Origin of the sequence: Kitasatospora albolonga, assembly GCF_039535905.1 — a bacterium.
Lineage (GTDB): Bacteria > Actinomycetota > Actinomycetes > Streptomycetales > Streptomycetaceae > Kitasatospora > Kitasatospora albolonga.
In genome coordinates this window covers 1-26,515 of sequence record NZ_BAAAYB010000152.1, presented here as the reverse complement: position 1 = coordinate 26,515, position 26,515 = coordinate 1, and the positions used below count along the sequence as shown (strand labels likewise).

Genomic DNA, 26,515 nt, shown 5'->3' with positions numbered 1-26,515 from the left:
TGATGCCGATTACCCCCTTACGCGGAGACCGGCGCCCGGATAGCGTGCGCAGGTGTCCTGACGGCACCACGGATGAGAGCCGCGCCACACCCGCGGCTGTTCTGACAGGGAACAAGTAGGACGTCCTAGCGCAGACGCGCCAAGGGGCTGCGCTGGGTAACGTTCTCGTGAGGGAAGCCGTCGGAGAAGGAACACCACCTGCCGAGCAGAGTCGGTGCGCACACCCACGCGCTCTCCACTGCGAGGCGGTGACCGGACCGGTCACCGGCGACCCCGGGCGGCCGGACAGACCGAGGAGTGAACGTGACCGTCAAGAGCACGACGAGGGCGCGCAAGAAGCCCGCCCCCGCCGTCACTGACAGCCGGCGTACGGACGCGCCGGAGCTCGTACAGCTGCTCACGCCGGAAGGCACCCGGGTCGAGCACCCGGACTTCCCGCTGACCACGACGCCGGAGGAGCTGCGCTCGCTCTACCGCGACCTGGTGCTGGTGCGGCGCTTCGACGCCGAGGCCACCTCGCTCCAGCGTCAGGGCGAACTGGGCCTGTGGGCCTCGCTGCTGGGCCAGGAGGCGGCCCAGGTCGGCTCGGGCCGCGCGATGCGCACCGGCGACTACGCCTTCCCGACCTACCGCGAGCACGGCGTGGCCTGGTGCCGCGACGTCGACCCGCTGAACCTGCTCGGCATGTTCCGCGGCGTCAACCACGGCGGCTGGGACCCGAACGAGAAGAACTTCCACCTCTACACCATCGTGATCGGCGCGCAGACCCTGCACGCCACCGGCTACGCGATGGGCATCACCAAGGACGGCGCCGACGACGCGGTGATCGCGTACTTCGGTGACGGCGCCTCCAGCCAGGGCGACGTCAACGAGGCCTTCACCTTCGCCTCGGTCTACAACGCGCCGGTGGTGTTCTTCTGCCAGAACAACCAGTGGGCGATCTCCGAGCCGACCACCACCCAGACCCGCATCCCGCTCTACCGCCGCGCCTCCGGCTTCGGCTTCCCGGGCGTCCGGGTGGACGGCAACGACGTGCTGGCCTGCCTCGCGGTGACCCGCTGGGCGCTGGACCACGCCCGCAGCGGCCAGGGCCCGGTGCTGGTCGAGGCCTTCACCTACCGGATGGGTGCCCACACCACCTCGGACGACCCGACCCGCTACCGCGCGACCGAGGAGACCGAGGCCTGGAAGGCCAAGGACCCGATCGCCCGCCTGAAGGCGCACCTGGAGGCGGAGGGCATCGCCGACGAGGCGTTCTTCGCCGAGGTCGAGGCCGAGAGCGAGACGCTGGGCCTGCGGGTCCGCGAGGGCGTCCGGACCATGCCGGACCCGGACCCGACGCTGATCTTCGACCACGTCTACACCGAGCCGCACGTGCTGGTGGACGAGGAGCGGGCCGAGTACGAGGCGTACGCCGCCTCCTTCGAGGGCGGGGAGAACCACTGATGGGCACGCAGCTCAGCATCGCGAAGGCGCTCAACGAGGCGCTCCGCAAGTCGCTGGAGAGCGACCCGAAGACCCTGCTCATGGGCGAGGACATCGGCAAGCTCGGCGGTGTCTTCCGGATCACCGACGGCCTGCAGAAGGACTTCGGCGAGGACCGGGTGATGGACAGCCCGCTGGCCGAGTCCGGCATCATGGGCACCGCGATCGGCCTGGCCCTGCGCGGCTACCGCCCGGTGGTGGAGATCCAGTTCGACGGCTTCGTCTACCCGGCCTTCGACCAGATCGTCTCCCAGCTGGCCAAGATGCACGCCCGTGCGCTCGGCCACGTGAAGATGCCGGTCACCGTCCGGATCCCGTACGGCGGCGGCATCGGCGCGGTGGAGCACCACAGCGAGTCGCACGAGGCGTACTTCATCCACACCGCCGGTCTGCGGGTGGTCAGCCCGTCCAACGCGCACGACGCGCACTGGATGCTCCGTCAGGCGATCGCCTCGGACGACCCGGTGATCTTCCTGGAGCCCAAGCGGCGCTACTGGGACAAGGGCGAGGTGGGCGACGAGGCCGGCATCGGCCTGCACACCGCCAAGGTGGTCCGCGAGGGCGCCGACGCCACCCTGATCGCGTACGGCCCGATGGTGAAGGTCTGTCAGGAGGCCGCCGCGGCCGCCGAGGAGGACGGCCGCCGCCTGGAGGTCGTCGACCTGCGCTCGCTCTCGCCGGTGGACTTCGCCACCGTCGAGGAGTCGGTGAAGCGCACCGGCCGCGCCGTGGTGGTGCACGAGGCGCCGGTCTTCCTGGGCCTGGGCGCCGAGCTGGCCGCCCGGATCACCGAGAAGTGCTTCTACCACCTGGAGGCCCCCGTCCTCCGGGTCGGCGGCTACCACGCCCCCTACCCGCCGTCGCGGGTGGAGGAGACCTTCCTGCCCGACCTGGACCGCGTGCTCGACGCCGTCGACCGCGCGCTGGCCTACTGAGAACGGAGCGATGATGACCACCGAAGTGCGCTCGCTCCGCGAGTTCAAGATGCCGGACGTCGGCGAGGGCCTCACCGAGGCCGAGATCCTGACCTGGTACGTCAAGCCCGGTGACGTGGTGACGGACGGTCAGGTGGTCTGCGAGGTGGAGACCGCCAAGGCGGCGGTCGAGCTGCCGATCCCCTTCAACGGGGTCGTCGACCAGCTGTTCTTCCCCGCCGGGAGCACGGTGGACGTCGGCACGGCGATCATCTCGGTCGCGGTCGGCGAGGGTGCGGCCGAGCCCGCTCCCGTCGCCGCCCCGGCCGCCGAGGCGGCTCCGGCCGCCGCCGCTGCTGCCGCCGAGCCGGAGCGCCGGGAGGTGCTGGTCGGCTACGGCCCGCGCACCGGCACCGTGCAGCGCCGGGCCCGCAAGACCTCGACGGCCCCGGTCGCCGCCGCTCCGGTCGCGGCCCCCGTCCCGGTCGCGGCCCCCGCCCCGGTCGTCGCGGCCCCGCCCGTGGTGGTGCCCGCGCAGGCCGAACCGGCCGGTGGCGAACGGCCGTTGGCGAAGCCGCCGGTCCGCAAGCTGGCCAAGGACCTGGGCATCGACCTGCGGACCGTCACCCCGACCGGCAAGGACGGCGTGATCACCCGCGAGGACGTGCACGCCGCCGCCGCTCCGGCCCCGGTCGCCGCCGCCCCGGCTCCGGCCGTGGTGGAGACCGAGGCGGTCGAGACCGTCGCCGCCGCGGTCGCGTACGGCACGGACGTCCGGGTGCCGGTCAAGGGCGTCCGGAAGGCCACCGCCCAGGCGATGGTGGCCTCGGCGTTCACCGCCCCGCACGTCACCGAGTTCGTCCAGGTCGACGTGACCCGGACGATGAAGCTGGTGCGCGAGCTCAAGGAGAGCGGCGAGCTGGGCGCCGGCGTGCGGGTCAGCCCGCTGCTGCTGGTCGCCCGGGCGCTGCTCACCGCCGTCCGCCGCCACCCGGAGATCAACGCGGCCTGGGACGAGGCCAACCAGGAGATCGTGCTCAAGGGGCAGGTCAACCTCGGCATCGCCGCGGCCACCCCGCGCGGTCTGCTGGTGCCCAACATCAAGGACGCCGGGTCCAAGACGCTGCCGCAACTGGCCGTCTCGCTCGGTGAGTTGACGGACGTCGCCCGGCAGGGCAAGACCTCGCCGGCCGACCTCTCCGGCGGCACCATCACCATCACCAACGTCGGCGTCTTCGGTGTCGACACCGGCACGCCGATCCTCAACCCGGGCGAGGCCGCCATCCTCGCCTTCGGCGCCGTCCGCGAACTGCCCTGGGTGCACAAGGGCAAGGTCGTCCCGCGCCTGGTCACCACCCTGGCGCTCTCCTTCGACCACCGCCTGGTGGACGGGGAGTTGGGCTCCAAGGTGCTCGCGGACACCGCGGCCATCCTGGAGCGCCCGAAGCGCCTGATCACCTGGAGCTGACGCTCCGTCGGACCAGCCCGAACGGGCCCTACCCACCTGGTGGGCAGGGCCCGTTCGGCCGTTCTCAGTGCGAGCGGCTCCACCGGACGGCCGCGAGGACCCCCGCGCCGAGGGCGATGGCGCCCAGGGCGGAGAGGACGAGGAAGGTGTTCGGCGTGCGGGGGCCGGTGCTGGCCAACTCCGTTGCGGCGGCGTCCTGCTGGACGGCGGTCGCGGAGGCGCTGGGGGAGGTGGACGGCGCGGTCTTCGGTGCCTCGGCGGCGGCCGCCTTGGCGACGGGGGCGGCCGCGGAGGGCTTCGCGGTGGGGGTGGACTTCGGGGCGGAGGCCGGGGTCACCCGCAGGGTCGCGCCCACGCTGCCGGCGTTGAGGTCCTCGCCCTGGGCGAACACCGTGTACGAGACGGTGTCCAGGGCCTTCGGCACGGCTGCCACCAGCGAGAAGCGGAACGAGAGTTCGGCCGACTCGCCCTGCTTCAGCGCCAGCCGGGGCAGCACGTCCTGGTTGACCAGGCCACGGGTGCAGCCCTGCTGGAGCCCGAGCTTCTTCCACGGGCCCTTGCCCTGGCGCCACTCCACGGCGACCTGCTCGACCGCCACGTCGGCCTTCATGTCGTAGTAGTGCCCGACCGAGAACTGCGGCTCGACCTGCTGGTACGGGGCGTCCGTCCGGTTGGTGATCCGGACCGGAACCTCCACCTGCGCACCGCCCGCCGTGATCGTGGTGGGCAGGGTCTTGAGCGCCTTGACCTCCAGGGTGCCCTGGTGCTTCGCGGCCGGGGCGGGGTGCGGGGTGGGCGTGGCGCCGCAGACCGCCCAGGCGGAGGTCGAGCCGGTGGCGAGCGGGACGCCGACGGCGAGGGTGAGGGCGGCGGCGGTGACGGCGAGCGGGCGGGCGATGCGCATGGTGGTGGTCCCCGTGAGGTCGAGAAGTGAGTGGTGGTCAGCGGGCGGTGCGGCGGCGGGCGAAGAGCAGGGCGGCGGTGCCGAGGGCGAGCAGGGCGGCGGCCGAGCCAGCCAGCGCGGCGGTCGGGGACTTCGGGCCGGTGGAGGCCAGCTCGGCGGGGGTGGCAGCGGTGGTCGGGGTGGCCGTGGCCGGCGCGCTGGGGGTGGCCTTCGGAGCCTCGGCGGGTGCGGCGGCGAGTGCGGCGGCCTTGGTGGCGGAGGGGGTCGGCTTCGGGGAGGCCGGCTTGGCGGCCGGGGCCGGGTGCAGGACCTTCAGGGTGGCCGGCGCCTCGGTGGTGTAGAGCAGGATCGAGTCCTGGGCGGCGGGGGTGGTGCTCTTGAGGCCGACCCGGAACATGAAGCGCTTGGCGCGTCCGTCCTCCAGCGAGCCCTTCAGCACGGCGGTGTCGGTGTAGAAGGCGCCGCAGTCGTAACGGGTCGGGAGCGTCTTCCAGGCCCCGCTGACCATGACCTCCACGGTGACGTCCTGCGCGCGGAGGCCCTGCTTGCCACCGGTCGGCTTCGGTGCGAGCAGCCCGAAGCCGGGGGCGATCTGCCGGTAGGCCGAGCCGGTGCCGTTGAACAGCTCGATGCCCACCTCGACCTTGGCGCCGCCGGCCGTGATCGTCCTGGGCAGCTCCGGAATGAAGGACTGCTGCGGCTCGGTGGCGCGGCGCGGGCCCTCGTAGATCGGCTCGGCGGGCGACGGGCCGCAGGCCCAGGCGGTGTCGGCGGTGATCAGGGTGATGCCGCTGGTGAGCAGGAGGGTGGCGACGGAGAGCGGGGCAAGCTTCGCAAAACGGTTGATAACGGACGTGCGCATGACGTGTCCCCCCCAGGGAGTCCGGTCTGACGGTGTGTGAGGTGAAGGACCCTGCGGCGCCGGTCCCCTCGCCGGGGCCGCTCTCCGTGCCTTCAACCGTTAAGACGTCCATCCCCCCGGGGGGTTGCAGGTGAGTTCGAAAAGTTTTTTCGGAGGGCTCCGGCGGGCCTCCGGGATACTGCCCGGGTGACGAGACTGCGGGGGAAGACCGAGGATCCGACGGCTGCTCAGGACGGGCGCCCGTCGCTGCGGCGGGACGTGTCGGGGCCCGCGCTGCTGGCCGGGCTGGTGTGTGTGGCGGTGTCGTTCTCCGGCCCGCTGGTGGTGGTGCTGGCGGCCGCGCAGGCCGGGCGGCTGGACCAGGGGCAGACCGCCTCCTGGATCTGGGCGGTCTCGATCGGCAGCGGGCTGAGCTGTCTGCTGCTCTCCTGGTGGACCCGGACCCCGGTGATCGCGGCCTGGTCCACGCCCGGTGCGGCGCTGCTGGTGACCAGCCTGGGCGACTACCCGTACCGGGAGGCGGTCGGGGCGTTCCTGGTGAGCAGCGTGGCGGTGGCGCTGTTCGGCGTGACCGGCCTGTTCGGGCGGCTGATGCGGGCGATCCCCACCGGGATCGTGAACGCGATGCTGGCCGGCATCCTGTTCTCCTTCGGCGCGGGCATCTTCACCTCGGTGAAGAGCGCCCCGGTGCTGGTGCTCGGCAGCTTCACCGCCTTCCTGCTGGCCCGCCGCTTCGTGCCCCGGTACGCGGTGCCGGTGGCTCTGCTGGCCGGCGGGGTGCTGGCCGCCGTCACCGTCGGGCTGCCGCTGCACCTCGGCCAGGGCGGGCCGGTGCGGCCGGAACTGACGGTGCCGCAGTTCAGCTGGGCGGCCACCGTCGGTCTGGCGCTGCCGCTCACCATCGTCGCGCTGGCCTCGCAGAACGCGCCCGGCCTCGGGGTGATGCGGGCCTCCGGCTACGATCCGGACGACCGGCTGCTGATCGGTGCGACCGGCGGCCTCTCGGTGCTGCTGGCCCCGTTTGGCTCGCCCGGGGTGAACCTGGCCGCGATCACCGCCGCGATCTGCACCAGCCCGGAGAGCCACCCGGACCCGCGCCGCCGGTACGTGGCCGGGATGTCCACCGGGGTGCTCTACATCCTGATCGGCAGCTTCGCCGGGGTGCTGGTCAGCCTCTTCACCGGTCTGCCGCCCGCGTTGATCGCGGTGATCGCCGGGGTCGCGCTGCTGGCCTCCTTCCAGGGCAGCCTGATCGGCGCGGTGACCGAGCCGATCGGGCGGGACGGGGCGGTGGTGACCTTCCTGGTGACCGCCTCGGGGATGACCCTGTACGGGATCGGCTCGGCCTTCTGGGGGCTGCTGTTCGGCGTCGGGACGCACCTGGTGCTGGAAGCGGGGCGGCGCGAGAAGGCCTGACGGGAAGTCAGCAGGGTCGCGGGCTGGGCCGAATGGCTGCCGTCGTCCCCCTCCCCGGTGCCCGTTCCCGCGCGGCGCGCGGCAGCTGACCGGGCCGGGCCCGGTGCCCGCGCATGCTGGACGTGACCTGCGCGGTGGCGCGACCCGCGCACCGGAGCTCCGGCGTGCCGCCAGGGTTCGGACCGCCGCGCGGGAGGGGGCCGGAGTGGACGAGGGCGGGACGTCACGGCTGGCCCGGCGCCAGCGCGCGGTACTGGTGGTGGCGGTTGGGGCCGCCCTGGTCTCCACCGGCGGCTGGGCCGCGTCCTCCCTGGTGGAGTCCCCGGCCGAGCGGACCGTCGGGGCCGCACCGCCGCCGCGCAGCCTGCTCACCGCCCCGGTGACGCTGCGGGCGCTCACCCCCTCGGTGGTGGCCCGGGGCCAGGTCTACCCGCCGACCCGGTACGAGGTGACGCCGCGGGCCTCCTCGCCCGAGATCACCCAGCTGTTCGTCTCCGCGCTGGCCGTCCGGCCGGGTGAGCAGGTGGAGAACGGCCGCCTGCTCGCCGTGGTCTCCGGCCGGCCGCTCTTCGTGCTGCACGGCGCCGTCCCCGCGTACCGGGACCTCAAGCCCGGCTCCACCGGCCCGGACGTCGCCCAGCTCCAGAAGGCCCTGGAGGAGCTGGGCTTCGGTCCGGGCGGCGATCCGGAGGGCAGCTACGGCCGGGGCACCGCCAAGGCGGTGGGCGACTACTACCGCAGCATCGGGCAGACGGCGCCGACCCCGGGGCCGGAGGCCCGGCAGGCGGTGGACGCCGCCCGCCGGGCCGTCGAGGCGGACCAGCGGCAGCTGGCCGAGACCGCCGCCGACCCGGAGCGGTCGGCCCAACTGCCGGAGGCCCGGCGGAGGCTGACGGTCAGCCGGGAGGAGCTGGCGAAGGCCGAGGCGGCCAACGGCCCGATGGTCCCGGCCGGCGAGGTGGTGCTGCTGCCCTCCTTCCCGGCCACCGTGACGGCGGTCAACGCGCCCGTCGGGGCCCCGGTCTCGGGCCCGCTGCTCTCGCTGGCCGGCGGCGGGCTGGCCGTCACCGGTCGGCTGACGCCCGCTCAGGCCACCTCGGTGCAGCCCGGGATGACGGTGGAACTGCTCGCCGAGGTCAGCGGCGCCACCGCCCGGGGCACCGTCACCGGGCTCGGCGCTCCGACCGGCCTGCCGCCCGCCGGGCAGGTGGTCCCGATCGGCGGCCCGGCCCCCGCCCCGGGCGACCCGGCCCGGCCGGGCCCGCTCTACGTCCCGCTGCAGATCACCACCGAGCAGGGCCTGCCCGCGGCCCTGAACGGCCAGGACGTCCGGCTCACCGTGCTGCAGGGCCCGGCCGCCGAGCCGGTGCCGAGCGTGCCGGTGGCGGCGGTCTTCACCGACTCGGCCGGGCGCACCGTGGTCACCCGGGTCACCGCGGACGGCCGCCGCGAGGTGGTCGCGGTCACCACCGGCGCCACGGTCGGCGGCTGGGTCGCGCTGACCGGTGGTGGGCTGGCGGCCGGTGACCAGGTGGCGGTCGGCTCGTGACGGTCCTCGAACTCCGGTCGGAGCCGGGTGGGTTGACCGTCGAGGCGGGGGAGTGGGTGGCGGTCGCCGGGCCGCCCAGTCTGCTGCCGCTGCTCGGCCTGTTCGAGGCCGCCGCCCCCGGTGGCCTCCTGCTGGAGGGCACCGACACCGGGCGGCTCACCGAGCGGGAGCGCGCGGTGCTGCGCGGCCGCCGGATCGGCCTGCTGCTCCGCCGTCCCGCCCTGCTCCGGCTCCGCACCGCCGAGGAGAACCTGCTGCTCGCCCAGGTCTACGTCCGCACCCCGCGCGCCGAGCGGCGCCCGGCGGCCCGGGCCGCCCTGGAGCGGGCCGGCCTCGGCGACCGCTCCGGCGCGCTGCCCGGTGCCCTCACCGCCGCCGAGCGGTGCCGCCTCGCGCTGGCCCGGGCCCTGGTCAACCGGCCGGCGCTGCTGCTCTGCGAGGAGCCGGTCGAAGGCCTGGACCCGGCCGGGGCCGAGACGGTGCTCGCCCTGCTCGACCGGCTGCACGGCGAGGGGCAGACCGTCCTGGTGCTCACCCGGGACCCGGCGGTGGCCGACCGGGCCGGGCGGACGGTGCGGATCCCCGGCGGGGCGACGGCCGAAGCGGCGGTGGTCTGAGGTGCTCCGCAAGCCGCGGCCGGGAACGTGGTCCGCCCTGCGGGACCTGGGAGCCGAGACGCTGGCCGGACTGCTGGAGCGGCCCCGGCGCACCCTGCTCACCCTGCTCGCCCCGGCGCTCGGGACCGCCACCCTGGTCGCCGCGCTCGGCCTGACCGCCACCGCCGACGGCCAGGTCCGCCCGGGCTACGACCTCACCAGGGCCACCACCGTCACCGCGGTGGACCAGCCCGACGCCACCGGACTGCCCCCCGGGGCCGCCCCGCCCACCGGCCTGCCGCCCGACACCGAGACCCGGGCGGCCCGGATCTCCGGGGTGACGGCGGCCGGGGTCTGGTGGCGGGTCGGCGACGGCATCCGGATCGGCACCGGCCCGGCCGCCGAGGGCCTGCCCGGCCCCGGCCCGACGGTCTTCGCCGCCAGCCCCGGAGCGGTCGCCGCGATGGCCCCGGAGCTGACCGCCGGAGTGACGCTCGATCAGTTCCCGGAACGGCGGCGGCTCCCCGTGGCGCTGCTCAGCGAGGAGACCGCCGCCCGCCTCGGCATCGGCCCCGGCCTGGTCGCGGCGCAGCCCGCCGTCTTCCTGGACGGCCTCCCGTTCACCGTGATCGGCCTCTACCGGCAGGTCACCCGGGCTCCCGAGACGCTGCACGGCCTGATCGTCCCGGCCGCGACGGCGCTGGAGCGCTTCGGCAATCCGGGACCGGCCGGGCGGGAGTCCGCCAAGGTGCTGGTCGCCACGCGCCCCGGGGCGGCCGGGGTGGTGGCCCGTCAGCTCCCGGCGGCGCTGCGCCCCGAGGCCCCGGACCGGCTGGCCGTGGACGCCCCGCCCGACCCGTACGAGCACCGGGGCGCCGCTCCCCGGCGCACCGGACTCCTGGTGGCGCTGGCCCTGGCCGGCGCCTGCCTGGCCGTCGGCGCGGTGGTCATCGCCTCGGCCGGCCTGCTCGCGGTGGGGGAGCGCGCGGCCGAGACCGGGCTGCGGCGCTCGTTCGGCGCCGGGGCCCGACAGGTCGGGGCCCAGTTCCTCGCCGAGGCCGCCACCGTCGGCACCCTGGGCGGCCTGGCCGGCACCGGCCTCGGCGTGCTCGCCGTCCTCGCCGTGGCGCTCGTCCGGGACTGGACCGCCGTGCTGCCGGCCTGGGCCGTGCTCCCCGCGCCGCTGCTCGGCACCGTCCTCGGCCTGCTGGCCGGCGCCCACCCGGCGCTCCGGGCGGCCCGCACCGAACCGGTCGCGGCCCTGCGCGGCTGAGCCGGCCACCGCTCCCCGGACGGCGTGGACGGGGCGGCCGGCTCGGACGGCTCTGACGGCCGCAAGCCGGGTGGGCCGCGCGGCGGAACCGGTTGGTCCGGCCCGGGGAACCTGCGGCGCGGGAGTGCTGCGGGGGCGCGGGGTGCGGGTACCTCTCCGCGACCCCCACCCTGGCCCCCGCCGGGTGACCGGAGCACCGAGGACGTACCCGTATGGCGCCTGGCGATACCGGACACCGCGTCCGCCGAGGAGCGGGACGCGGCCTGGCCGTGCTCCTGCTGCTCCCGGTGGCCGGGCTGCCCGCCGCCCTGGAACTCACCGCCCGGTCGCCCTACGAGGTCATCGGCGTCCCGTCGCCCGCCCCCGACCGGGCCGCCCCGCCGAACGGCGTCGAACGGCCCCCCGGGCCACCCGCCACCACGCCGGGCACCGCCCCGACCGTGGACATACGGCGCACCGGTGACCCGGCCAACCGGATCACCCTGGTCCTGCTCGGCGACGGCTACACCGCCGACCAGCAGGAGCTGTTCCGCCGTCAGGCCGACCAGGCCTGGCACGCGCTGATGGAGATCGAGCCCTTCCGCAGCTACCAGGGCTTCTTCAACATAAGGCGGGTCGAGGTGGTCTCCCCGACCCCCGGCATCGCCGAGGGCGAGCCGGCCGTCCGCCACCCCGGCACCCCGCTCGGCATGCACTTCTGGTGCGAGGGCACCGCCCGGCTGCTCTGCGCCGACGAGGCCGCCACCGCCCGCCTGGCGGGGGAGGGCGAGGGCCCGCAGTACCTGATCGCCCTCGCCAACTCCAGGGAGTACGGCGGTGCCGGCGGCACCGGGGTGACCACCCTGGCGGGCGGCAGCCCCGACGCCGGACGGATCATCCAGCACGAGATGGGCCACACCGTCGGCGACCTCGGCGACGAGTACGACAGCGCGCCGGGCGACGCCGACTACCCCAACCTCTCCACCGTGGACGCCGAGGAGATGAGGCGCCGTCAGCTGAAGTGGTGGCGCTGGCTGGGCGCCGAGACCTCCGACGGCGGCGGCACCGTCGGCACCTACCGGAGCGCCAACGGCACCTTCCGCCCCACCGTCGACTCGGTGATGCGCACCCTCGGCGGCAGCTACAACCCGCCCTCCCGGGAGGCCATCGTCAAGCAGCTCTACCAGCGGATCAGCCCCGCCGACCGCCCCGAACCGACCCCGGGCGCGATCACCGGCCGCCCCCGGCTGCTGGTCCGGCCCGTCCCCCTCACCGGGGACCGGCAGCTGGTGGTCGAGTGGCGGGTCGACGGCCTCCCGGTGACCAGCCCCGCCCCCGACGGCAGCTGGCTGGAGACCACCGCGCTCGCCGTCCCCGCCGGACGGACCGTCACCGTCTCGGCCACCGTGCGGGACGACACCGACTGGGTCCGGGACGAGGCCTTCCGGGAGCAGCGGATGACCCGGACGGTGAGCTGGACGCTCAAGGGGTGAGGCGGTGCTTCGTGCACGACGGCCGGATCCCGGCTGTTGACGGGCTGCTTAACCTGTTCGGGTGAGCACCGACCCGGAGATCGTCCCAGCCCCCACCGTCGCCGCCGTCCCCGGCCAGCGGGCACCGGTGCCGGTACCCGCGCCCTCCGCAGCGCCGGGCGGGCGGGCCGCCTGGTTCGCCTGGGCGGTCGCCGCCACCGTCTACGTGCTCGCGGTGATCCACCGGACCAGCCTCGGCGTGGCCGGCATCGACGCCGCCGACCGCTTCGGCATCGGCGCCTCCGCGCTCTCCACCTTCGCCGTCCTCCAGGTGCTGGTCTACGCGGCCATGCAGATCCCCGTCGGCCTGCTGGTCGACCGGTACGGCCCCAAGCGCGTCCTGCTCGGCGGAATCCTGCTGCTGAGCCTCGGTCAGCTCGCCTTCGCCTTCTCCACCGCCTTCGGCCCCGCCCTGGCCTCCCGGGCCGTGCTCGGCTGCGGCGACGCCATGACCTTCATCAGCGTGCTCCGGATCGCGGCCCGGTGGTTCCCCGCCGCCAAGAACCCGATGGTCGCCCAACTCACCGGCCTGGCCGGGATGGGCGGCAACCTGCTCACCACCGCCGTCCTCGCCCAGACCCTGCACAGCGAGGGCTGGACCGCCTCCTTCGCCACCGTCGCCCTGCTCGGCGTCGCGGTCTTCGCGGCCGTCGCCCTGCTGCTCCGGGAGGCACCCCCCGGCGCCGCCCCGCTGCCCTCCACCGCCGACGGACGGCCCTCGCTCCGCTCCCAGGTCCGCGACTCCTGGCGCGAACCCGGCACCCGGCTGGGGCTGTGGGTGCACTTCACCACCGCCTTCCCCGCCGGAGCCTTCGGACTCCTCTGGGGGATGCCCTACCTGGTGGAGGGTCAGGGCCTCTCGCGCGGCGAGGCCGGCGGCCTGCTCACCCTGCTGGTCTTCTCCAACATGCTCTTCGCCCTGCTGCTCGGCCGGCTCCTGCTGCGCACCGTCCGGGCCCGGATGCCCGTCACCCTCACCGTGATCGCCACCACCGCCCTCACCTGGGCCGCCGTCCTCGCCTGGCCCGGCGCCACCCCGCCCACCTGGCTCCTCGTCACCCTCCTCGTGGTGATGGGCAGCAACGGCCCCGCCTCCCTCGTCGGCCTCGACTACGCCCGCGCGAGCAATCCCCCCACCCGCCTCGGCACCGCCACCGGCATCGCCAACATGGGCGGCTTCCTCGGCATCGTCACCACCCTGCTGGGCGTCGGCCTCCTCCTCGACGCCCTCACCCCGGCGGGCGCGGCGCACACGGCGGACGGGTACCGGTGGGCGCTGTGCTGGCTGTACGTGCCGCTCGCCTTCGGCACGGGCATGATCCTGCACCTCCGGCGGAAGGTCGCGTAGGGTTTCCGACCTGCGAGAACGACGAAACCGTAGGACCGTCCGAGGGTATGGAGAACGCCTTCACCCTCAGGACTTCTGAGGGTGAAGGCGTCCTGTTCCCGCTACAGCAGACCGCTGCGCCGCATCAGGTCCACGAACTCGTCCGGCCCGGTGGAGAACCGGAACGGGCCGACCTCGCCGTGCACCGTTCCGCCGAGCGAGGGCTCGGGCGCGGGAGGCCGGGCGTTCAGGCGGCGGACCAGGTCGACCAGCTTGAGCTTCTCGCAGCGCGGGATCGCCTTCCCGCCGCGGATGCCCACGTGCTCGAAGCTCAGGCACTGGAAGTACCCGCCGAAGGGCGGCCCACTGTCGTCCTGACGGCTCGGCACCCGGAACTCCATCTCGCCGTGCCGGCAGTGCACCGTCCCGTCCGAACGGACGTGGAAGTCCGGCCCGAGGTCCTGCTGGACCTCCGCGACGATGTGCACCTGCTGCCCGATCGCGTCGGCGAGGGTCTCCGCCATCCGCTGCTGCTGCCGCGGCACGTCGGTGTCACCCCGCCGGATCGACGGGAGCAGGTCGGAGGTCACCCACCGCTGGAACGGCTTGGCCGACGGCTTGTCCGAACGGAGGAGGAGGGTGTACAGCCCAGCCTCGTTGACCGTCCCGAGCAGCGGGTTGCCGCGACGGTAGGCTTTCTGACCTGCGGAAACGTCGTAACCCTCGGACCGTCCTACGGTTACGTGACGCAGGTCCACGGTCCGGATCTGCCAGGGCTCCAAACCGAAGACGGTGTCGCTCGGGTTGGCCCGCCCGAGGATCTTGCAGACGTCGGCCGTGACGAACCAGGGCTCGCCGTCGATCATCACCACCCGGATCGGCTGGCCGGTGACCGGGAAGCTGGTGCGGACCAGTTCCATCGACTCGTCGTTCATGACAGCCCCTCAATTCTGTTCGGAGGTATGGGCTGTCTGGCACAACGAGGCCGAACGGGTGACGTACTGGCCCGCCCCGGCCGCACGGAAGCGCGAGGTGCGCCACCCCGCGTGCGCGGCGGGAGCGCGCCTCAGCTTGTTCTTTAACCTCAGGGCCCTGGATGCTGGCGTCGTCATGGTTGTGCCAGTGGATGGGACAAGTCGCGGTGATCGAGTCCGTCAGGTACCCGTCGCAGTGCTCGGGCTGCGGCTCCGAGATGGAGTGCGTCGGCGTTCAGGCGTTGGTTGGGCAGAGGCTTGAATGGGACATCGGCTACCACTGCTCCGTCTGCGGCGACGCGTTGTACGAGTGCGGGCCGGGAGGAAGCTGCATACCGGACGACCTGCGCCGGCGTCTTCTGGCCGAACACGGCGAGGCGCGGCTCATACTCAGTGACCCTCTCGCCAGCCCGGTCCTCGTGATGAAGGTTCTTCGCGCCGAACTCGGCGGAGATCTGGCACAGGCAAAGGGGACACTCCAACAGATCCGGGCCGGCACGTTCGCAGGCACGATGCCCGAGATGACTCTTCTCGTCCATCGGCTATGTGCCGCTGGCGTCAAGGCGGAGGCAGAGCATCCGCAGAAGCCTGACGAAACCTCAGCCCGTTGACCCGTGACTGACCATGGGTTCTGACGTTCTCCGGACACCGGATCGGCCTTGGGGTGATCATGTGCGCTGTCGAGACGCTGATGATCGAACCCAAGGCCGTGATGGTGAGTCTGCTGGACGACGCTGCCCACGTTGAGTCGCTGGCCGTGTTGTCCGGGTTCAGGGCTGACTTCTACGGCTGCCTGACCGCCCGGGCGGACGCGCTGTTCGAGCTCACCGACGCGCTGCTGTGCGCCGACGGGCCGGTGAGGTCGCTGGTCGACCTGACGCTGACCGCTGAGCACCGGCGCGGCCACGGCGCACTGTACGACGCGCTGAACTGCGGCCGGATCGAGGTGGACCGGCTGCGCGCCGAGCTGGCCGGCCTGCCGCTGCCGAGGACGGACGACGGCCGGATCGTGCTGGCGGTGGACGTCAGCCCCTGGCTGCGGTCCGACGCGCCGACCAGCGCGGACAGACTGTTCTGCCACGTGCACGGACGAGCGAAGAGCGTCTCGCAGTTCATCCCGGGCTGGCCCTACTCCTTCGTCGTCGCGCTGGAATCCGGGCGCACGTCCTGGACCGGGGTGCTGGACGCACTCCGGCTGGGGCCCGCTGACGATGCCACCGCGGTGACCGCCGATCAACTGCGTTCCGTGGTCAGGCGATTGGTCGCGGCAGGGCACTGGGCCGACGGCGATCCGGACATCCTGGTCGTGATGGACGCCGGCTACGACGTGACCCGGCTCGCCTACGTGCTGGCGGACCTGCCCGTCGAAGTACTCGGCCGGATCCGCTCGGACCGGGTACTTCGACTGCCGAAGCCGCCCCGCGCGCCGGGTACCAACGGCCGCCCGCCCAAGCACGGACCCGAGTTCGCCCTGGCCAAGCCCGCCACCTGGCCCGAACCAGCGCACACCACCACGACCGAGACCACCCGCTACGGCACCGCCACCGCCCAGAGCTGGGACCGGCTCCACCCCCGGCTCACACACCGCACCTGCTGGCTCGACCACGACGGCGAACTGCCCGTCATCGAAGGCACATTGGTCCGCCTGGAGGTCGACTACCTGCCCGGCGACCGCGCACCCGACCCGGTGTGGCTGTGGTCCTCGGCCACCGGCGCCACCGCTACCGACGTCGACCGCTGGTGGCGCTCCTACCTCCGCAGATTCGACCTTGAGCACACCTTCCGGCTGTTCAAGCAGACCCTCGGCTGGACCCGACCGAAGATCCGCACCCCCGAGGCCGCCGACCGCTGGACCTGGACCGTCATCGCCGCGCACACCCAACTCCGCCTTGCCCGCCCACTCGCCGAGGACCTACGTCGGCCCTGGGAGAAGCCCGCCGCCCCGGGCCGACTGACCCCCGCCAGGGTCCGGCGCGGGTTCAGGAACCTCCGCGCCACCATGCTCTGCCCGGCCAGGGCCCCGAAACCTGGCAAGCCCGGCCCCGGACGACCACCAGGATCGAAGAACCGTCGGCCCGCACCCCGCTACGACGTGGGCAAAACCGTCAAACGCGACCTCACCATGGCCGAACACCAAGATCGGAAAGGTTAAAGAACAAGCTCAGGGGGTGACGGCGAAGTGGTCGAGGATGCGGTCGGCGAGTTCGTGGTCGCCGTCGACGGTGACGGGGCCGCGCTTGCCGCGGCCGCAGGAGAGGCGGAGGAAGGTCTCCCAGTCCATGCCGAGCGAGACCGTCGGGGCGAGGGTCACCGACTCGTCGACGGTGCCGCGGCCGTCCGCTCCGACCCGGACGGTGCGGAAGAACTCCAGCGGGCCGGTGACGTCCAGGGCGACGGTGGTGCCGAGGGGTGCGCCGGCCGATTTGGCGACGGTGCGGGGGAGGCCGGCCAGGAGCTGGTCGCGGGCGATCCGGGCGGCGGCGGTGTCGAGGTTGCCGGGGACGCCGAGGGCGCGGCGCAGGTCCTGCTCGTGGACCCAGACGTCGAAGACCCGCAGCTGCAGCAGGGTCAGGTAGGGGACGTCCCGGGAGAGCGGGCCGGCCGGCCAGCGGACGAGGTCCTCGGCCTGGTGGCGGGAGTCCCGCAGGGCGCGCGAGCGCCGGATGATCGTGTACTCGAGCTCGCTGGTGAGCTCGGGCGGGGTGTGGCAGCGCCGCTTGTCGACCGGGAGCTCCATGTAGCGGGCGAAGTCGCCGCTGACGTGCCGGAGGTCGGAAGGGAGGGAGTGGATCGGGCGCGGGTCGCCGAGGAGTTCGGACTCCAGGGCGATGATGTGCGAGACGACGTCGCGGACGGACCAGCCGGGGCACTCCGTGGCGCGGTTCCAGGCGTCGCCCGGGAGGGCGGCGACGAGTTCGGATATCGCCTCGATCGACTGCGTCCAGGCGTCGACGCAGGTCTGCACGGTCGTCTCGTTGTCGGTCACGGGTTATCCGGCCCTCCGTCAGTTCCCTACCTCGGCGCCAAGGTCGGGGCTTCCCCGCGCGGGCGCTACCCGCACGTTACGCTGCCGGGTGACAGCAGGGCAGCGCTTTCGGGTGACGATCGTAGGACTGGTCCCATGGACGGTGGTAGTGTGCGCGCCTCATTGATCCAACTCGCCGTGTCCGACGCCGAGCCGGTGGCCGAACGCCGGGCCAGGGCGGCCGCGTTGGTCCGTGCCCAGGAGGGCGCGGACCTGGTGGTGCTGCCCGAGCTGTGGCCGCTCGGCGGGTTCGCGTACGACGCCTGGTCGGACGGGGCGGAGCCGCTGGACGGCCCGACCGCCGAGGCGATGTCGGCGGCCGCCCGGGCGACCGGGGTGTGGCTGCACGCCGGTTCGATCGTGGAGCGCGATCCGGACGGCCCGATCTACAACACCTCGCTGCTGTTCGCCCCGGACGGCGAGCTGGCCGCGACGTACCGCAAGATCCATCGCTTCGGCTTCGACAGCGGCGAGGCGGTGGCGATGGGCGCGGGGCAGGAGATCGTCACGGCCACCACCGAGCTGGGCACCCTCGGCCTGGCGACCTGTTACGACCTGCGCTTCCCGGAGCTGTTCCGGGCGCTGCTGGACGCGGGGGCGGAGCTGCTGGTGGTGCCGGCGGCGTGGCCGGAGCGCCGCCGCGAGCACTGGACGCTGCTGGCCCGGGCCCGGGCGGTGGAGGAGCAGGCGTACGTGCTGGCCTGCAACACCGCCGGGACGCACGCCGGGGTGGAGCAGGGCGGCCACTCGATCGTGGTGGACCCGTGGGGCAAGGTGCTGGCCGAGGCCGGTGCGGGCGAGGAGGTGCTCACGGTGGAGTTCGACGGCGCCGGGGCGGCCAAGGCCCGGGCCGAGTTCCCGGTGCTCCGGGACCGCCTGCTCGGAATCCCGGCCCCGGTCCAGCGCTGACCGCGCTCCGGCGCCGGCCACCGGCGCCGGAGCCCCCCGCAGGAACCGTGCTGACCTGCGGACACGGTCGAATGTCCGGATATGGAGGCCGTGAGGCTCTTGCGCACCAGCTGGGCGCATTTGAGAAGATGAGCCTCGGTCGTGTTCCCGCCCGGGCCGGCCGAGGGCCAGCACGGAGCCGGAGAGGAGCCCGACGACCGCATGTCCAGCACCCTGGGGCTCCCCGGCGACGGCCGTCCGGCGATCCAGCGCAACAGCCTGCGCGAGCAGATCGCCGCCGCGCTCCGCGAGGAGATGATGGCCGGCCGGCTGGAGGCGGGCCGCAACTTCACGGTCAAGGAGATCGCCGAGCTCTACGGGGTCTCCGCCACCCCGGCCCGCGAGGCGCTGGTCGACCTGGCCGCGCAGGGCCTGCTCCGGGCCGAGCACCACCGGGGCTTCACCGTCCCGGAGTTCTCCTGGACGGACTTCCTGGAGATCTTCGAGGCCCGCGCCCTGCTCACCGACTCCGCCCTGCGCCAGCTCCACGGCCGGGCCAGCCGCTACGACTGGCACCGTCTCCCGTCCCTGCGCCGCCGTGCGGAGGCTGCCCAACGGGCCTCCCGTGCCGGGCAGTTGGACGTCCTGGTCGGCTGCGACCTGCGGTTCTGGCACGAGGCCGCCGTCCTGCTCGACAACACCCGGATCGCCGGTTACCTCGGCTGGCTGCGGGTGCAGTCCTGGATGTACGCCGCTCCCCACCTGCGCGCCGCCGACTCCATGGAGGGCGTCTGCTGGGACCGCCACCCCGAGCTGGTGGACCGGATCGAGGCCCGCGACATCTCCGGTGCGCACCGGATCGTGAACCAGTACAACCTGTTCACCGTCGAGCTGCTGGCCAGGCTCGGCGGCCACTCGCTGGAGTCGGTGGCCGTGCTCTCCCTGCTGCGCGCGCCGGTCCCCGGCGGCGGCCACCCCGGGCCGCCCGGGGCCGTGGAGCCCGCGGCCGGTCCGGCCGCGGAACCGGAGGTCGGCCACGGACTGGTGCCCCTCCCCAGGGCCGTCCCGCCCGGCCGCTTCGGCCGCCCGTCCGCTCCCCGCGGCGGGAAGCCGTCCGAGGAGCCCGCCGCGCGCCGGGAGGCCCTGCCCGGGCAGTAGGGTGGGCTCTCCGTTGCCCACGCCCCCTGAGAGGAAGAGCCGGCCCATGGCCTGCGACCTCTGGCTCGTCCCGCTGGTGGACGTCCTGACGTACAGCTCCGACAACCCGTTCCGGGACGACCTCGCCCGCTACGACGCCGCGCTCACCGCGCACGGGCTGCCGCCGGTGCCGGTGTACCAGTACTCGGCGGAGCTGAGCGGCTCGGTGGAGCCGATAGCCGCCTTCGACTACGACTCGCTCCACTTCCTCCGCCGCGCCTACCTGTTGGGGCTGACCGGGTTCCAGATCACCCCGGTGGACGCGCTCGGCAGCGACTACGAGCAGCTGCTGGAGATGTTCGAGTCCACCGCCGAACAGTCGCACCTGGTCTGGCACTTCGACCACGCCGGGGCGTACGTTCCGATCGACTTCCAACTGCCGCTGGTCGCCGACGAGTTGCTCGCCGAGGGTGGGCCGCTCGGGTCCTCCTACGGGCTGCTGCGCGAACTCCAGGCGGTGGCGCCGGTGTTGGGCATCGACCCGCTCGACCCGCCGGCCCCCACCCGCCCGCTCGCCCCCACCGAGCTGGAGCAGCCCTTCGAGCCCCCGATCGACGACCTCCACCCCTACGCCCGCGAACGCCACGCCTGGGCCGGCCTCTACGCCGCCGCCACCCGCAGCGTCACCCAGGGCTCCATGATCGTCTTCGCCTGACTGCTCCGCGGAGGGCAACCGCCGGGGACCCAGGGGCGCGAGGAACTGCGCGAGTCGGAAGAACGAAACCCGTGTGCCGGGTACGGACACTCACCTGCAAGTGAATCCCCGTACCCGGCACACGGGTCACTTCCTTCCGCTTCGCGCAGTTCCCCGCGCCCCCGGGGTGGCCACCTGCCGCGCGCCCCGCGGGGTCACCGCAGCGGCCCCTCCGGGGGGCGTTGGCGCGGCATGGTGGGCCGGGTGCCCGGCGGGGGCAGGACGCGGACCTGGGCCCCGGTGCCCGGTTCGGTGCGGCCGCCCCAGGGGCCGGGCGACTGGGTGGGCAGCTGCGTCATGCCGGCCCGGAACTCGAGCATCCACTCCGAGGTCTCGCTGCGGACCACGTCGGAGACGTCCTCGCAGAAGCGCCGCAGCACCCCGAGGCACCGCTCCGCCGCCTCGCCCGCCGTGCCCTCGGTCGGCCCGAGCACCTCCCGCACGCACTCCGAGGCCCAGTCGAACTGGAAGGTCTCCAGCCGCCGTTGCAGGGCCTGCGCGGTGGAGACGTCCCGCATCCAGCCGGAGGTGAGTCCGAAGGCGCGGTCCAGGCCGTAGCAGGCGGCGGAGAGCGCCAGCCCGACGTAGCCCCAGGAGGCGTGGAAGGAGAAGGCGCCGGTCATCGAGACCAGCGGCGCCGTCACCCCGGCCACCGCGAACGAGGCGGAGCCGAAGCGGAGCAGGCGTGCCCAGCGCCGCTTCCACACCCGGTCCCGGCGGTACCAGTCGATGGCCTCGACCGCGCGCTCCTCGGACCAGCGGTAGAGCTCCTCCAACCGCTCGGCGGGCTCGCCCCAGTCCCCGAGCGGGAACTGGCGGGCGCTCAGGTCGGTGCGGCGGCGGGTCGGGGTCGGGCTGGAGGTGGCCACGGGCTGGTCCTCCTCACCGAGGTCCTTGCCCCAGGGGCTCTCCTCGGGCTGCATTTCCGGCTGGCTCACCTGTGGGGCTCCCTGTGGCGGGCGGACTGCTGAGGCCCTGGCGGGGTGCCGGGCCTGACGGTGCGTCGGTCGGTCGGTGTCGGGGGACACCGGCCGGATCTGACACCGTGTCGGACGGCGGCGCCAGGAGCGGGTGCGGGTCGCCCCATGGTGCCGTGCCCCGGCCGGGGCCGGGGGCCGTACGACAGACCTTCTTACCGCCGAATGGCTGACCGTGTGGCCGCTTCGGCCGCGATCGTTATCGGAATTCACCCCATCGACCCGAGGTGGGAGAGTTGCGGCGGCCGATCGGATTTCACCCGTCCGAGCGAGCCCGTCCGGTCCTGCGGCCCTGACTCCGGCCACCCTGCCGCCTCCCGCGCCGGGTGCCCGCTGGAGCTTCCTCCAGTCTCCGGGCCCGGGATCGGGTGATCGTTCGGAGCTTGACACGGGGCCCGCGACCAGGGCCGGAACGGCCACCGACTACGCTTGCCCAGCGTGAAGGTCCTCGTCATCGGCGGCGGCGCCCGCGAACACGCCCTGTGCCGCTCACTGTCCCAAGATCCTGCCGTGACCGAGCTGCACTGCGCCCCGGGCAACGCCGGGATCGCGCAGGTGGCGGTGGTCCACCCCGTCGACCAGCTGGACGGTGCGGCCGTGGCCGCGCTGGCCCGCGGGCTCGGCGCCGAACTGGTCGTGGTCGGCCCGGAGGCCCCGCTGGTGGCCGGCGTCTCGGACGCCGTCCGGGCGGCCGGCATCCCGGTCTTCGGCCCGTCCGGGGAGGCCGCCCAGCTGGAGGGCTCCAAGGCCTTCGCCAAGGACGTGATGGCCGGGGCCAACGTCCCCACCGCGCGCTCCTACGTCTGCCGCACCCCGGAGGAGGCCGCCGAGGCGCTGGACGCCTTCGGCGCCCCGTACGTGGTGAAGGACGACGGCCTGGCGGCCGGCAAGGGCGTGGTGGTCACCTCCGACCTGGCCGAGGCGCTGGCCCACGCGGCCTCCTGCGAGCAGGTGGTGATCGAGGAGTACCTGGACGGTCCCGAGGTCTCGCTGTTCGCCATCACCGACGGCACCACCGTGCTGCCGCTGGTCCCGGCCCAGGACTTCAAGCGCGCGCTGGACGGCGACGAGGGCCCGAACACCGGTGGCATGGGCGCCTACTCCCCGCTGCCCTGGGCCCCGGAGGGCCTGGTCGACGAGGTGCTGGAGACGGTGCTGCAGCCGACCGTGGACGAGCTGCGCCGGCGGGGCACCCCGTTCTCCGGCCTGCTCTACGCGGGTCTGGCGCTGACCTCGCGCGGCACCCGGGTGATCGAGTTCAACGCCCGCTTCGGCGACCCGGAGACCCAGGTCGTGCTGGCCCGGCTGCGCACCCCGCTGGCGGGCGTGCTGCTGGCCTCGGCCAACGGCACGCTGGGCGAGCTGGAGCCGCTGCGCTGGGACGAGGGCGCCGCGGTCACCGTGGTGGTGGCCTCCGAGGGCTACCCGGCGGCGCCGCGCACCGGTGACCCGATCGAGGGGCTGGCCGAGGCCGAGGCCGAGGGCGCGTTCGTGCTGCACGCCGGCACCAAGGAGGGCCCGGACGGCTCCGTGCTGAGCGCCGGGGGCCGGGTGCTCTCGGTCACCGCGACCGGGGCCGACCTGGCCGCGGCCCGCGAGCTGGCCTACCGGGGCGTCGCGAAGATCGCGCTCAAGGGCGGTCAGCACCGCACCGACATCGCGCTGAAGGCCGCCCGGCAGTAGGGGGACGGCCGCCGGGAGGGCGCTGCGTCCGCGGGATCACCCGCCGGACGCAGCGCCCTCCGTCGTTCAGCGGATCGCTCTCCCGTTCGACTCCGGGGCGGGCCGCCGCCCCGCTCGGCGGCAGGATTCCAGTCCTTCGGGTGATCCGATGACCATCCGGCTGACGTGGCCGTGTCCCGGGTCGTAGGGTGCGCTGGATCGCAGGGGCGGCCGTCGGCCGCCGCGGTCTCCGTCGGGTGTCCGGGCCCGGCCGGGGGGAAGCTGGCGGTGGCGTCCCGGGTGGTGGTTGTCACCAGGACGGGTGGAAACGGTAGCGATCCGGAACACCCACCCGTGGACGGGCGTCAAAACTGTCAGAAGTGCCAAGCACGATGCACAACCGGGAGCGGCCTCCGTCGCCTCCCGGTCGGATACTGATCATTTCGAGTCGGCCCGGGTGACCGGATCGCCGCCTCCTTCCGGAGGGCGGTGCGGTCCGCCCGTCCCCCGGGCCCCGAAGGGGGTGCCGCGCCACATGGCCGCTGTCGACGCAGCCCGCGCACGTGCCCAGGCCGTGCTGAGGGTCCGCGGTTTGGCGCTGGGCGCCGCCGCGCTGCCCGTCGCCGTCGCCGTGGTGCTGCTGGCCGGCCGGTTCACCGGCCGGATCGGCGCACCCGGCTCGGCCGACGCGGGGGTCTGGGACGCCGTCCGCTGGGTGGTCTGCGCGGTCGCCGCGCTGGTGCTGCTGGCCGCCGGCCTGGCGGCCGGGGCCTACGCGAGGGCGGTGCCCCCGCGCACCCCTGCGGTGCCGCTGGCCGAGGAGGCCGCGCCGGAGCTGTACCGCCAGATCCGCGACCTGGCCGAGCGCCTCGGCGTCCCGGCGCCCTCCGCCATCGCCCTCACCCCGGACTGCGACAGCTGGCTGGAGGAGCCCAGCGGCCGCCGCCGCAAGGCGCCTGACGGTGCGTCGGCCCCCGTGGGCGACGAGCTGGGCGCGGGGCGGGACGGGCGGGCGGCCGCCCCGGTGCTGGTGATCGGCTCCCCCTTCCTCTGGTGGATGCGGGCCGGGGAGCTGCGCGCGCTGCTGGCCCCGGTGGTGGCCGGGACGGCGGCCTCCGCCGATCCCGAGATCGCCGCCGCCCGCCGCTTCCTGCGCGCCCTGGACGCCTCGCTCGGCGACCGGCGCGGCCCCGGGGCACTGCCGGGCGCGCTGCTGGACCGGCTCACCCGGCTGCTGCTGGCGGCCTGCCGGGACCACGCGGCCGAGCTGGAGCGGGCGGTCGCGGCCGCCGCCTCCGAGCAGGCCAAGTCGGTGGACTACGGGCTGCGGATCGCCGCCCAGGAGCAGGTGGGCCTGGCCTACGCGGGCTGGGACAGGCTGCTCACCCGGGTCGCCCTCCCGGCCTGGCGGCTCGGCCGCCACCCGGCCCACCTGAACGCGGGCGTGGTCTCCGCGCTCACCGAGCTGTCCCGCCGGGACCGGCTGGCCGACGGCTACGGCAGCCGGCTGGGCGACCGGCCCGCCTGCGACCTGCTGGAGGAGCCGGGCGAGGTGGACGCGGCGGTCTCGCTGCTGGCCGCCGAGGTGCTGTTCGGCGAGCCGGTGGGCACGGTCGGGACGGGCTGGCGCGAGCTGGCCTGGGCCGACTACCCGGCCGAGGTGGTCGAGGCCGGCTGGCGCGGCCAGGCCGGTGCGCTGCGCGAGGTGCTCGGCGAGCGGGCGCCCGAGGAGCCCGGCCCGGCGCTGCACCTGGTGCTGACCCGGCTCGCGGAGGGCGGCGGCGAGCCCCTCGCGGCAGCACTCGCCGCGCACGTGGCGCGCACCGGACAGGTCGCGCCCCCGCTGCAGGTCGTGCGCACCGGCCGGGACCTGCTGGCCGACCACGTCACCGCGCTGGTCTGCCTGACCGCGGTGGAGGCGGGCGCCGGCCGCCCCGGGCTGGACTGGCTGGACGGCCCGGTGCTGCTGCTGGCGGGCGCCCGCAGGCCCGAGTTGGCGGCCCTGGTGGCGGAGGCGGTGGAGCAGGGCGAGGATGCCCCGCTGCGGGCCTGGCTGGAGTCGACGGGGCTCCGGACGGCGGGCTCCGTACGCCTCTGACGAGCCGTCATGCCCCGGTCAGGCGAAGGATCCGGGACGAATCAATTTTCAACGACACTTGTTGCTACGGTGGGGTGACGCAGCGCCAGCACTGTGGTGTGCTGGTCCGCACGCACATCCGCGTGGCACATGCCACCGGGGGCCGAGCCGGGCCGGTGCGAGGGGGGAGGGGCGCGCGTGGGGACGGAACTCAACCGCCGCTGGGAGTCGGGGACGCTCAAGCACGGGGTCTCGGACCCGTTCGGCCAGGGCCCGCTGCCCTGGCTGCGCAGTCCGGACCACTACGTGGCCGGCATCGAGGGCGCGGTGCCCTGGTACGTCAGCCTGGACGCCCCGGGCCAGCGCCCGCAGGCCGCCCCGCGCCCCAGGCCACCGGTCGGCACCCCGGCCAACTCCGACGACGTGGTGCAGCAGATCAAGGGCTTCGCCTCCGCCGGGGTGGTCCGCCCCGGCGGCTCGGTGGACCTGCGGGTCACGGTGAACCCGCCCCGCGGCTTCACCGTGGACGTCTACCGGATCGGCCACTACGGCGGTGACGGCGCCCACCACATGACGGCCAGTCCGCTGATCTCCGGCCTGGCCCAGCCGGCCCCGCTGGTGGTCGGCCGCACCGTCTCCTGCCACCACTGGTGGCAGTCCTGGCGGCTGCAGGTCCCGCTGCACTGGAGACCGGGCGCCTACGTCGCGGTGCTGACCACCGCCGACAACCTGCACCGCAGTCACATCCCGTTCACGGTACGGGACTTCGAGCAGACCGCCGACCTGCTGCTGGTGCTCCCGGACGTCACCTGGCAGGCCTACAACCTCTTCCCCGAGGATGGCCTGCACGGGGCCAGCCTCTACCACGCCTGGGACGAGGCGGGCGGCCTGCTCGGCGAGGAGGAGGCCGCCGTCACGGTCTCCTTCGACCGACCGCACGCCGGCGCCGGGCTGCCGCTGCACGTCGGCCACGCCTACGACTTCATCCGCTGGGCCGAGCGCTACGGCTACGACCTGGCCTACGCCACCGCCACCGACCTGCACGCCGGGCACGTCGACCCGGCCCGGTACCGGGCGATGGTCTTCCCCGGGCACGACGAGTACTGGTCCGAGCCGATGCGCCGCGCCGTCGAGCAGGCCAGGGACGGCGGCACCTCACTGGTCTTCCTCTCCGCCAACTCGGTCTACTGGCGGGTCGAGCTGACGCCCGGCCCGTCCGGCGAGCCGCACCGGCTGCTGAACTGCCGCAAGCGCCAGCGCGTCCCGGCCGACCACCCGGCCGCCGGGGTGCCGGGGGCCCGCAGCGCCCTCTGGCGGGACGCGGGCGAGCCCGAGCAGCGGCTGCTCGGCGTGCAGTACGCGGGCCGGGTGCCGACGCCGGTGCCGCTGGTGGCCCGGCACACCGGTCACTGGCTCTGGGAGGGCACCGGCCTGCGCGAGGGCGAGGAGCTGCCCGGCCTGGTGGCCGGCGAGGCGGACCGTTACTTCCCGAGGGTCGCGCTGCCCGAGCACACCGAGCGGGTGCTGCTGGCGCACTCGCCGTACCGGGACGCCGAGGGCCGGGTGCGGCACCAGGAGAGCTCGCTCTACCGCGCGCCCAGCGGCGCGTACGTCTTCGCCTCCGGCACCTTCGCCTGGTCACCGGCCCTCGACCGCCCCGGTCACACCGACGAGCGGATCCAGCGGGCCACCGCGAACCTGCTGGACCACCTCTGC

22 protein-coding genes are annotated in these 26,515 nt (G+C 74.3%); 17 read left to right on the top strand and 5 right to left on the bottom strand.

What is annotated here, in order from left to right; translation table 11 throughout:
• Positions 1 to 303 precede the first annotated feature (303 nt).
• The 3 genes from pdhA to ABD946_RS38940 are packed head-to-tail and all read left to right on the top strand — an operon-like array spanning position 304 to position 3,867.
• Positions 304 to 1,446: a pyruvate dehydrogenase (acetyl-transferring) E1 component subunit alpha gene (pdhA, locus tag ABD946_RS38950; RefSeq protein ID WP_345290483.1), complete on the top strand. Its 1,143-nt coding sequence runs from the start codon at positions 304 to 306 to the stop codon at positions 1,444 to 1,446.
• The gene (locus ABD946_RS38945; RefSeq protein ID WP_345290482.1) at positions 1,446 to 2,420 is read left to right on the top strand and encodes an alpha-ketoacid dehydrogenase subunit beta; all 975 of its coding nucleotides are present in this window, start codon (positions 1,446 to 1,448) and stop codon (positions 2,418 to 2,420) included. Before pdhA ends, ABD946_RS38945 begins: the two co-directional genes overlap by 1 nt.
• 13 nt (positions 2,421 to 2,433) lie before the next feature.
• Positions 2,434 to 3,867 carry a dihydrolipoamide acetyltransferase family protein gene (locus ABD946_RS38940; RefSeq protein ID WP_345290481.1) on the top strand — a complete coding sequence of 478 codons (1,434 nt, stop codon included), beginning with the start codon at positions 2,434 to 2,436 and terminating at the stop codon, positions 3,865 to 3,867.
• A 64-nt stretch (positions 3,868 to 3,931) separates the two neighbouring features.
• On the opposite strand, the gene ABD946_RS38935 is transcribed toward ABD946_RS38940, so the two are convergent.
• Complete coding sequence (locus ABD946_RS38935) at positions 3,932 to 4,771, bottom strand: hypothetical protein (protein WP_345290480.1); 840 nt, start codon at positions 4,769 to 4,771, stop codon at positions 3,932 to 3,934.
• 37 nt (positions 4,772 to 4,808) lie between these two features.
• Positions 4,809 to 5,633: an LAETG motif-containing sortase-dependent surface protein gene (locus tag ABD946_RS38930; protein ID WP_345290479.1), complete on the bottom strand. Its 825-nt coding sequence runs from the start codon at positions 5,631 to 5,633 to the stop codon at positions 4,809 to 4,811.
• A 186-nt stretch (positions 5,634 to 5,819) separates the two neighbouring features.
• On the opposite strand from ABD946_RS38930, the gene ABD946_RS38925 reads away from it, so the two are divergent.
• The 6 genes from ABD946_RS38925 (at position 5,820) to ABD946_RS38900 (ending at position 13,326) form a co-directional block, all read left to right on the top strand.
• Positions 5,820 to 7,049 carry a benzoate/H(+) symporter BenE family transporter gene (locus ABD946_RS38925; RefSeq protein WP_345290478.1) on the top strand — a complete coding sequence of 410 codons (1,230 nt, stop codon included), beginning with the start codon at positions 5,820 to 5,822 and terminating at the stop codon, positions 7,047 to 7,049.
• Between the two features lie 205 nt (positions 7,050 to 7,254).
• Positions 7,255 to 8,598, top strand: coding sequence for a peptidoglycan-binding protein (locus ABD946_RS38920; protein WP_345290477.1), 1,344 nt, complete (start codon positions 7,255 to 7,257; stop codon positions 8,596 to 8,598).
• Positions 8,595 to 9,215: an ATP-binding cassette domain-containing protein gene (locus ABD946_RS38915; RefSeq protein WP_345290476.1), complete on the top strand. Its 621-nt coding sequence runs from the start codon at positions 8,595 to 8,597 to the stop codon at positions 9,213 to 9,215. Before ABD946_RS38920 ends, ABD946_RS38915 begins: the two co-directional genes overlap by 4 nt.
• A 1-nt stretch (position 9,216) precedes the next feature.
• A complete protein-coding gene (locus tag ABD946_RS38910) occupies positions 9,217 to 10,467 on the top strand; it encodes an ABC transporter permease (protein WP_345290475.1) in 1,251 nt (416 codons plus the stop codon).
• A gap of 212 nt (positions 10,468 to 10,679) precedes the next feature.
• Positions 10,680 to 11,939, top strand: a complete 1,260-nt coding sequence (locus tag ABD946_RS38905; protein ID WP_345290474.1) for a M64 family metallopeptidase — start codon at positions 10,680 to 10,682, stop codon at positions 11,937 to 11,939.
• A 61-nt stretch (positions 11,940 to 12,000) separates the two neighbouring features.
• On the top strand, positions 12,001 to 13,326 hold the full coding sequence (locus tag ABD946_RS38900) for an MFS transporter (RefSeq protein ID WP_345290473.1): 1,326 nt from the start codon (positions 12,001 to 12,003) through the stop codon (positions 13,324 to 13,326).
• A gap of 101 nt (positions 13,327 to 13,427) precedes the next feature.
• On the opposite strand, the gene ABD946_RS38895 is transcribed toward ABD946_RS38900, so the two are convergent.
• Positions 13,428 to 14,240: a BRO-N domain-containing protein gene (locus ABD946_RS38895; RefSeq protein WP_345290472.1), complete on the bottom strand. Its 813-nt coding sequence runs from the start codon at positions 14,238 to 14,240 to the stop codon at positions 13,428 to 13,430.
• A gap of 206 nt (positions 14,241 to 14,446) precedes the next feature.
• Between ABD946_RS38895 and ABD946_RS38890 the strand changes: the two genes are divergently transcribed.
• Both ABD946_RS38890 and ABD946_RS38885 read left to right on the top strand, forming a co-directional pair.
• Positions 14,447 to 14,890: a hypothetical protein gene (locus ABD946_RS38890; RefSeq protein ID WP_345280416.1), complete on the top strand. Its 444-nt coding sequence runs from the start codon at positions 14,447 to 14,449 to the stop codon at positions 14,888 to 14,890.
• A 101-nt stretch (positions 14,891 to 14,991) separates the two neighbouring features.
• Complete coding sequence (locus ABD946_RS38885; RefSeq protein ID WP_345280480.1) at positions 14,992 to 16,431, top strand: NF041680 family putative transposase; 1,440 nt, start codon at positions 14,992 to 14,994, stop codon at positions 16,429 to 16,431.
• Between the two features lie 9 nt (positions 16,432 to 16,440).
• Here ABD946_RS38885 and ABD946_RS38880 read toward each other — a convergent pair whose 3' ends face one another.
• Positions 16,441 to 17,265 carry a maleylpyruvate isomerase family mycothiol-dependent enzyme gene (locus ABD946_RS38880; RefSeq protein WP_345290471.1) on the bottom strand — a complete coding sequence of 275 codons (825 nt, stop codon included), beginning with the start codon at positions 17,263 to 17,265 and terminating at the stop codon, positions 16,441 to 16,443.
• A gap of 150 nt (positions 17,266 to 17,415) precedes the next feature.
• Between ABD946_RS38880 and ABD946_RS38875 the strand changes: the two genes are divergently transcribed.
• From ABD946_RS38875 to ABD946_RS38865, 3 genes are all read left to right on the top strand, one after another.
• On the top strand, positions 17,416 to 18,213 hold the full coding sequence (locus ABD946_RS38875) for a carbon-nitrogen family hydrolase (protein WP_345290470.1): 798 nt from the start codon (positions 17,416 to 17,418) through the stop codon (positions 18,211 to 18,213).
• A 201-nt stretch (positions 18,214 to 18,414) separates the two neighbouring features.
• Positions 18,415 to 19,350, top strand: coding sequence for a GntR family transcriptional regulator (locus ABD946_RS38870; RefSeq protein ID WP_345290469.1), 936 nt, complete (start codon positions 18,415 to 18,417; stop codon positions 19,348 to 19,350).
• Between the two features lie 46 nt (positions 19,351 to 19,396).
• Positions 19,397 to 20,044: a hypothetical protein gene (locus tag ABD946_RS38865; protein ID WP_345290468.1), complete on the top strand. Its 648-nt coding sequence runs from the start codon at positions 19,397 to 19,399 to the stop codon at positions 20,042 to 20,044.
• 194 nt (positions 20,045 to 20,238) lie between these two features.
• On the opposite strand, the gene ABD946_RS38860 is transcribed toward ABD946_RS38865, so the two are convergent.
• Positions 20,239 to 21,021 (bottom strand): SLATT domain-containing protein, encoded by a 783-nt coding sequence (locus ABD946_RS38860; RefSeq protein WP_345290467.1) that lies wholly within the window; start codon positions 21,019 to 21,021, stop codon positions 20,239 to 20,241.
• Between the two features lie 477 nt (positions 21,022 to 21,498).
• On the opposite strand from ABD946_RS38860, the gene purD reads away from it, so the two are divergent.
• The 3 genes from purD to ABD946_RS38845 all read left to right on the top strand — a co-directional run.
• Complete coding sequence (purD, locus tag ABD946_RS38855; protein WP_345290466.1) at positions 21,499 to 22,743, top strand: phosphoribosylamine--glycine ligase; 1,245 nt, start codon at positions 21,499 to 21,501, stop codon at positions 22,741 to 22,743.
• Between the two features lie 514 nt (positions 22,744 to 23,257).
• Positions 23,258 to 24,820: a hypothetical protein gene (locus ABD946_RS38850; protein WP_345290465.1), complete on the top strand. Its 1,563-nt coding sequence runs from the start codon at positions 23,258 to 23,260 to the stop codon at positions 24,818 to 24,820.
• Positions 24,821 to 24,997: 177 nt separating this feature from the next.
• Positions 24,998 to 26,515: N,N-dimethylformamidase beta subunit family domain-containing protein (locus ABD946_RS38845; protein WP_345290464.1), on the top strand; the 1,518-nt coding region annotated here is incomplete at its 3' end.

What these genes read in the sequence shown, in the direction of transcription:
- ABD946_RS38885 (WP_345280480.1), top strand. Translation starts at nt 14,992, where the DNA reads ATGGTGAGTCTGCTGGACGACGCTGCCCACGTTGAGTCGCTGGCCGTG.
- ABD946_RS38940 (WP_345290481.1), top strand. Translation starts at nt 2,434, where the DNA reads ATGACCACCGAAGTGCGCTCGCTCCGCGAGTTCAAGATGCCGGACGTC.
- ABD946_RS38905 (WP_345290474.1), top strand. Translation starts at nt 10,680, where the DNA reads ATGGCGCCTGGCGATACCGGACACCGCGTCCGCCGAGGAGCGGGACGC.
- ABD946_RS38945 (WP_345290482.1), top strand. Translation starts at nt 1,446, where the DNA reads ATGGGCACGCAGCTCAGCATCGCGAAGGCGCTCAACGAGGCGCTCCGC.
- ABD946_RS38930 (WP_345290479.1), bottom strand. Translation starts at nt 5,633, where the DNA reads ATGCGCACGTCCGTTATCAACCGTTTTGCGAAGCTTGCCCCGCTCTCC.
- ABD946_RS38935 (WP_345290480.1), bottom strand. Translation starts at nt 4,771, where the DNA reads ATGCGCATCGCCCGCCCGCTCGCCGTCACCGCCGCCGCCCTCACCCTC.
- ABD946_RS38895 (WP_345290472.1), bottom strand. Translation starts at nt 14,240, where the DNA reads ATGAACGACGAGTCGATGGAACTGGTCCGCACCAGCTTCCCGGTCACC.
- ABD946_RS38850 (WP_345290465.1), top strand. Translation starts at nt 23,258, where the DNA reads ATGGCCGCTGTCGACGCAGCCCGCGCACGTGCCCAGGCCGTGCTGAGG.
- ABD946_RS38870 (WP_345290469.1), top strand. Translation starts at nt 18,415, where the DNA reads ATGTCCAGCACCCTGGGGCTCCCCGGCGACGGCCGTCCGGCGATCCAG.
- ABD946_RS38865 (WP_345290468.1), top strand. Translation starts at nt 19,397, where the DNA reads ATGGCCTGCGACCTCTGGCTCGTCCCGCTGGTGGACGTCCTGACGTAC.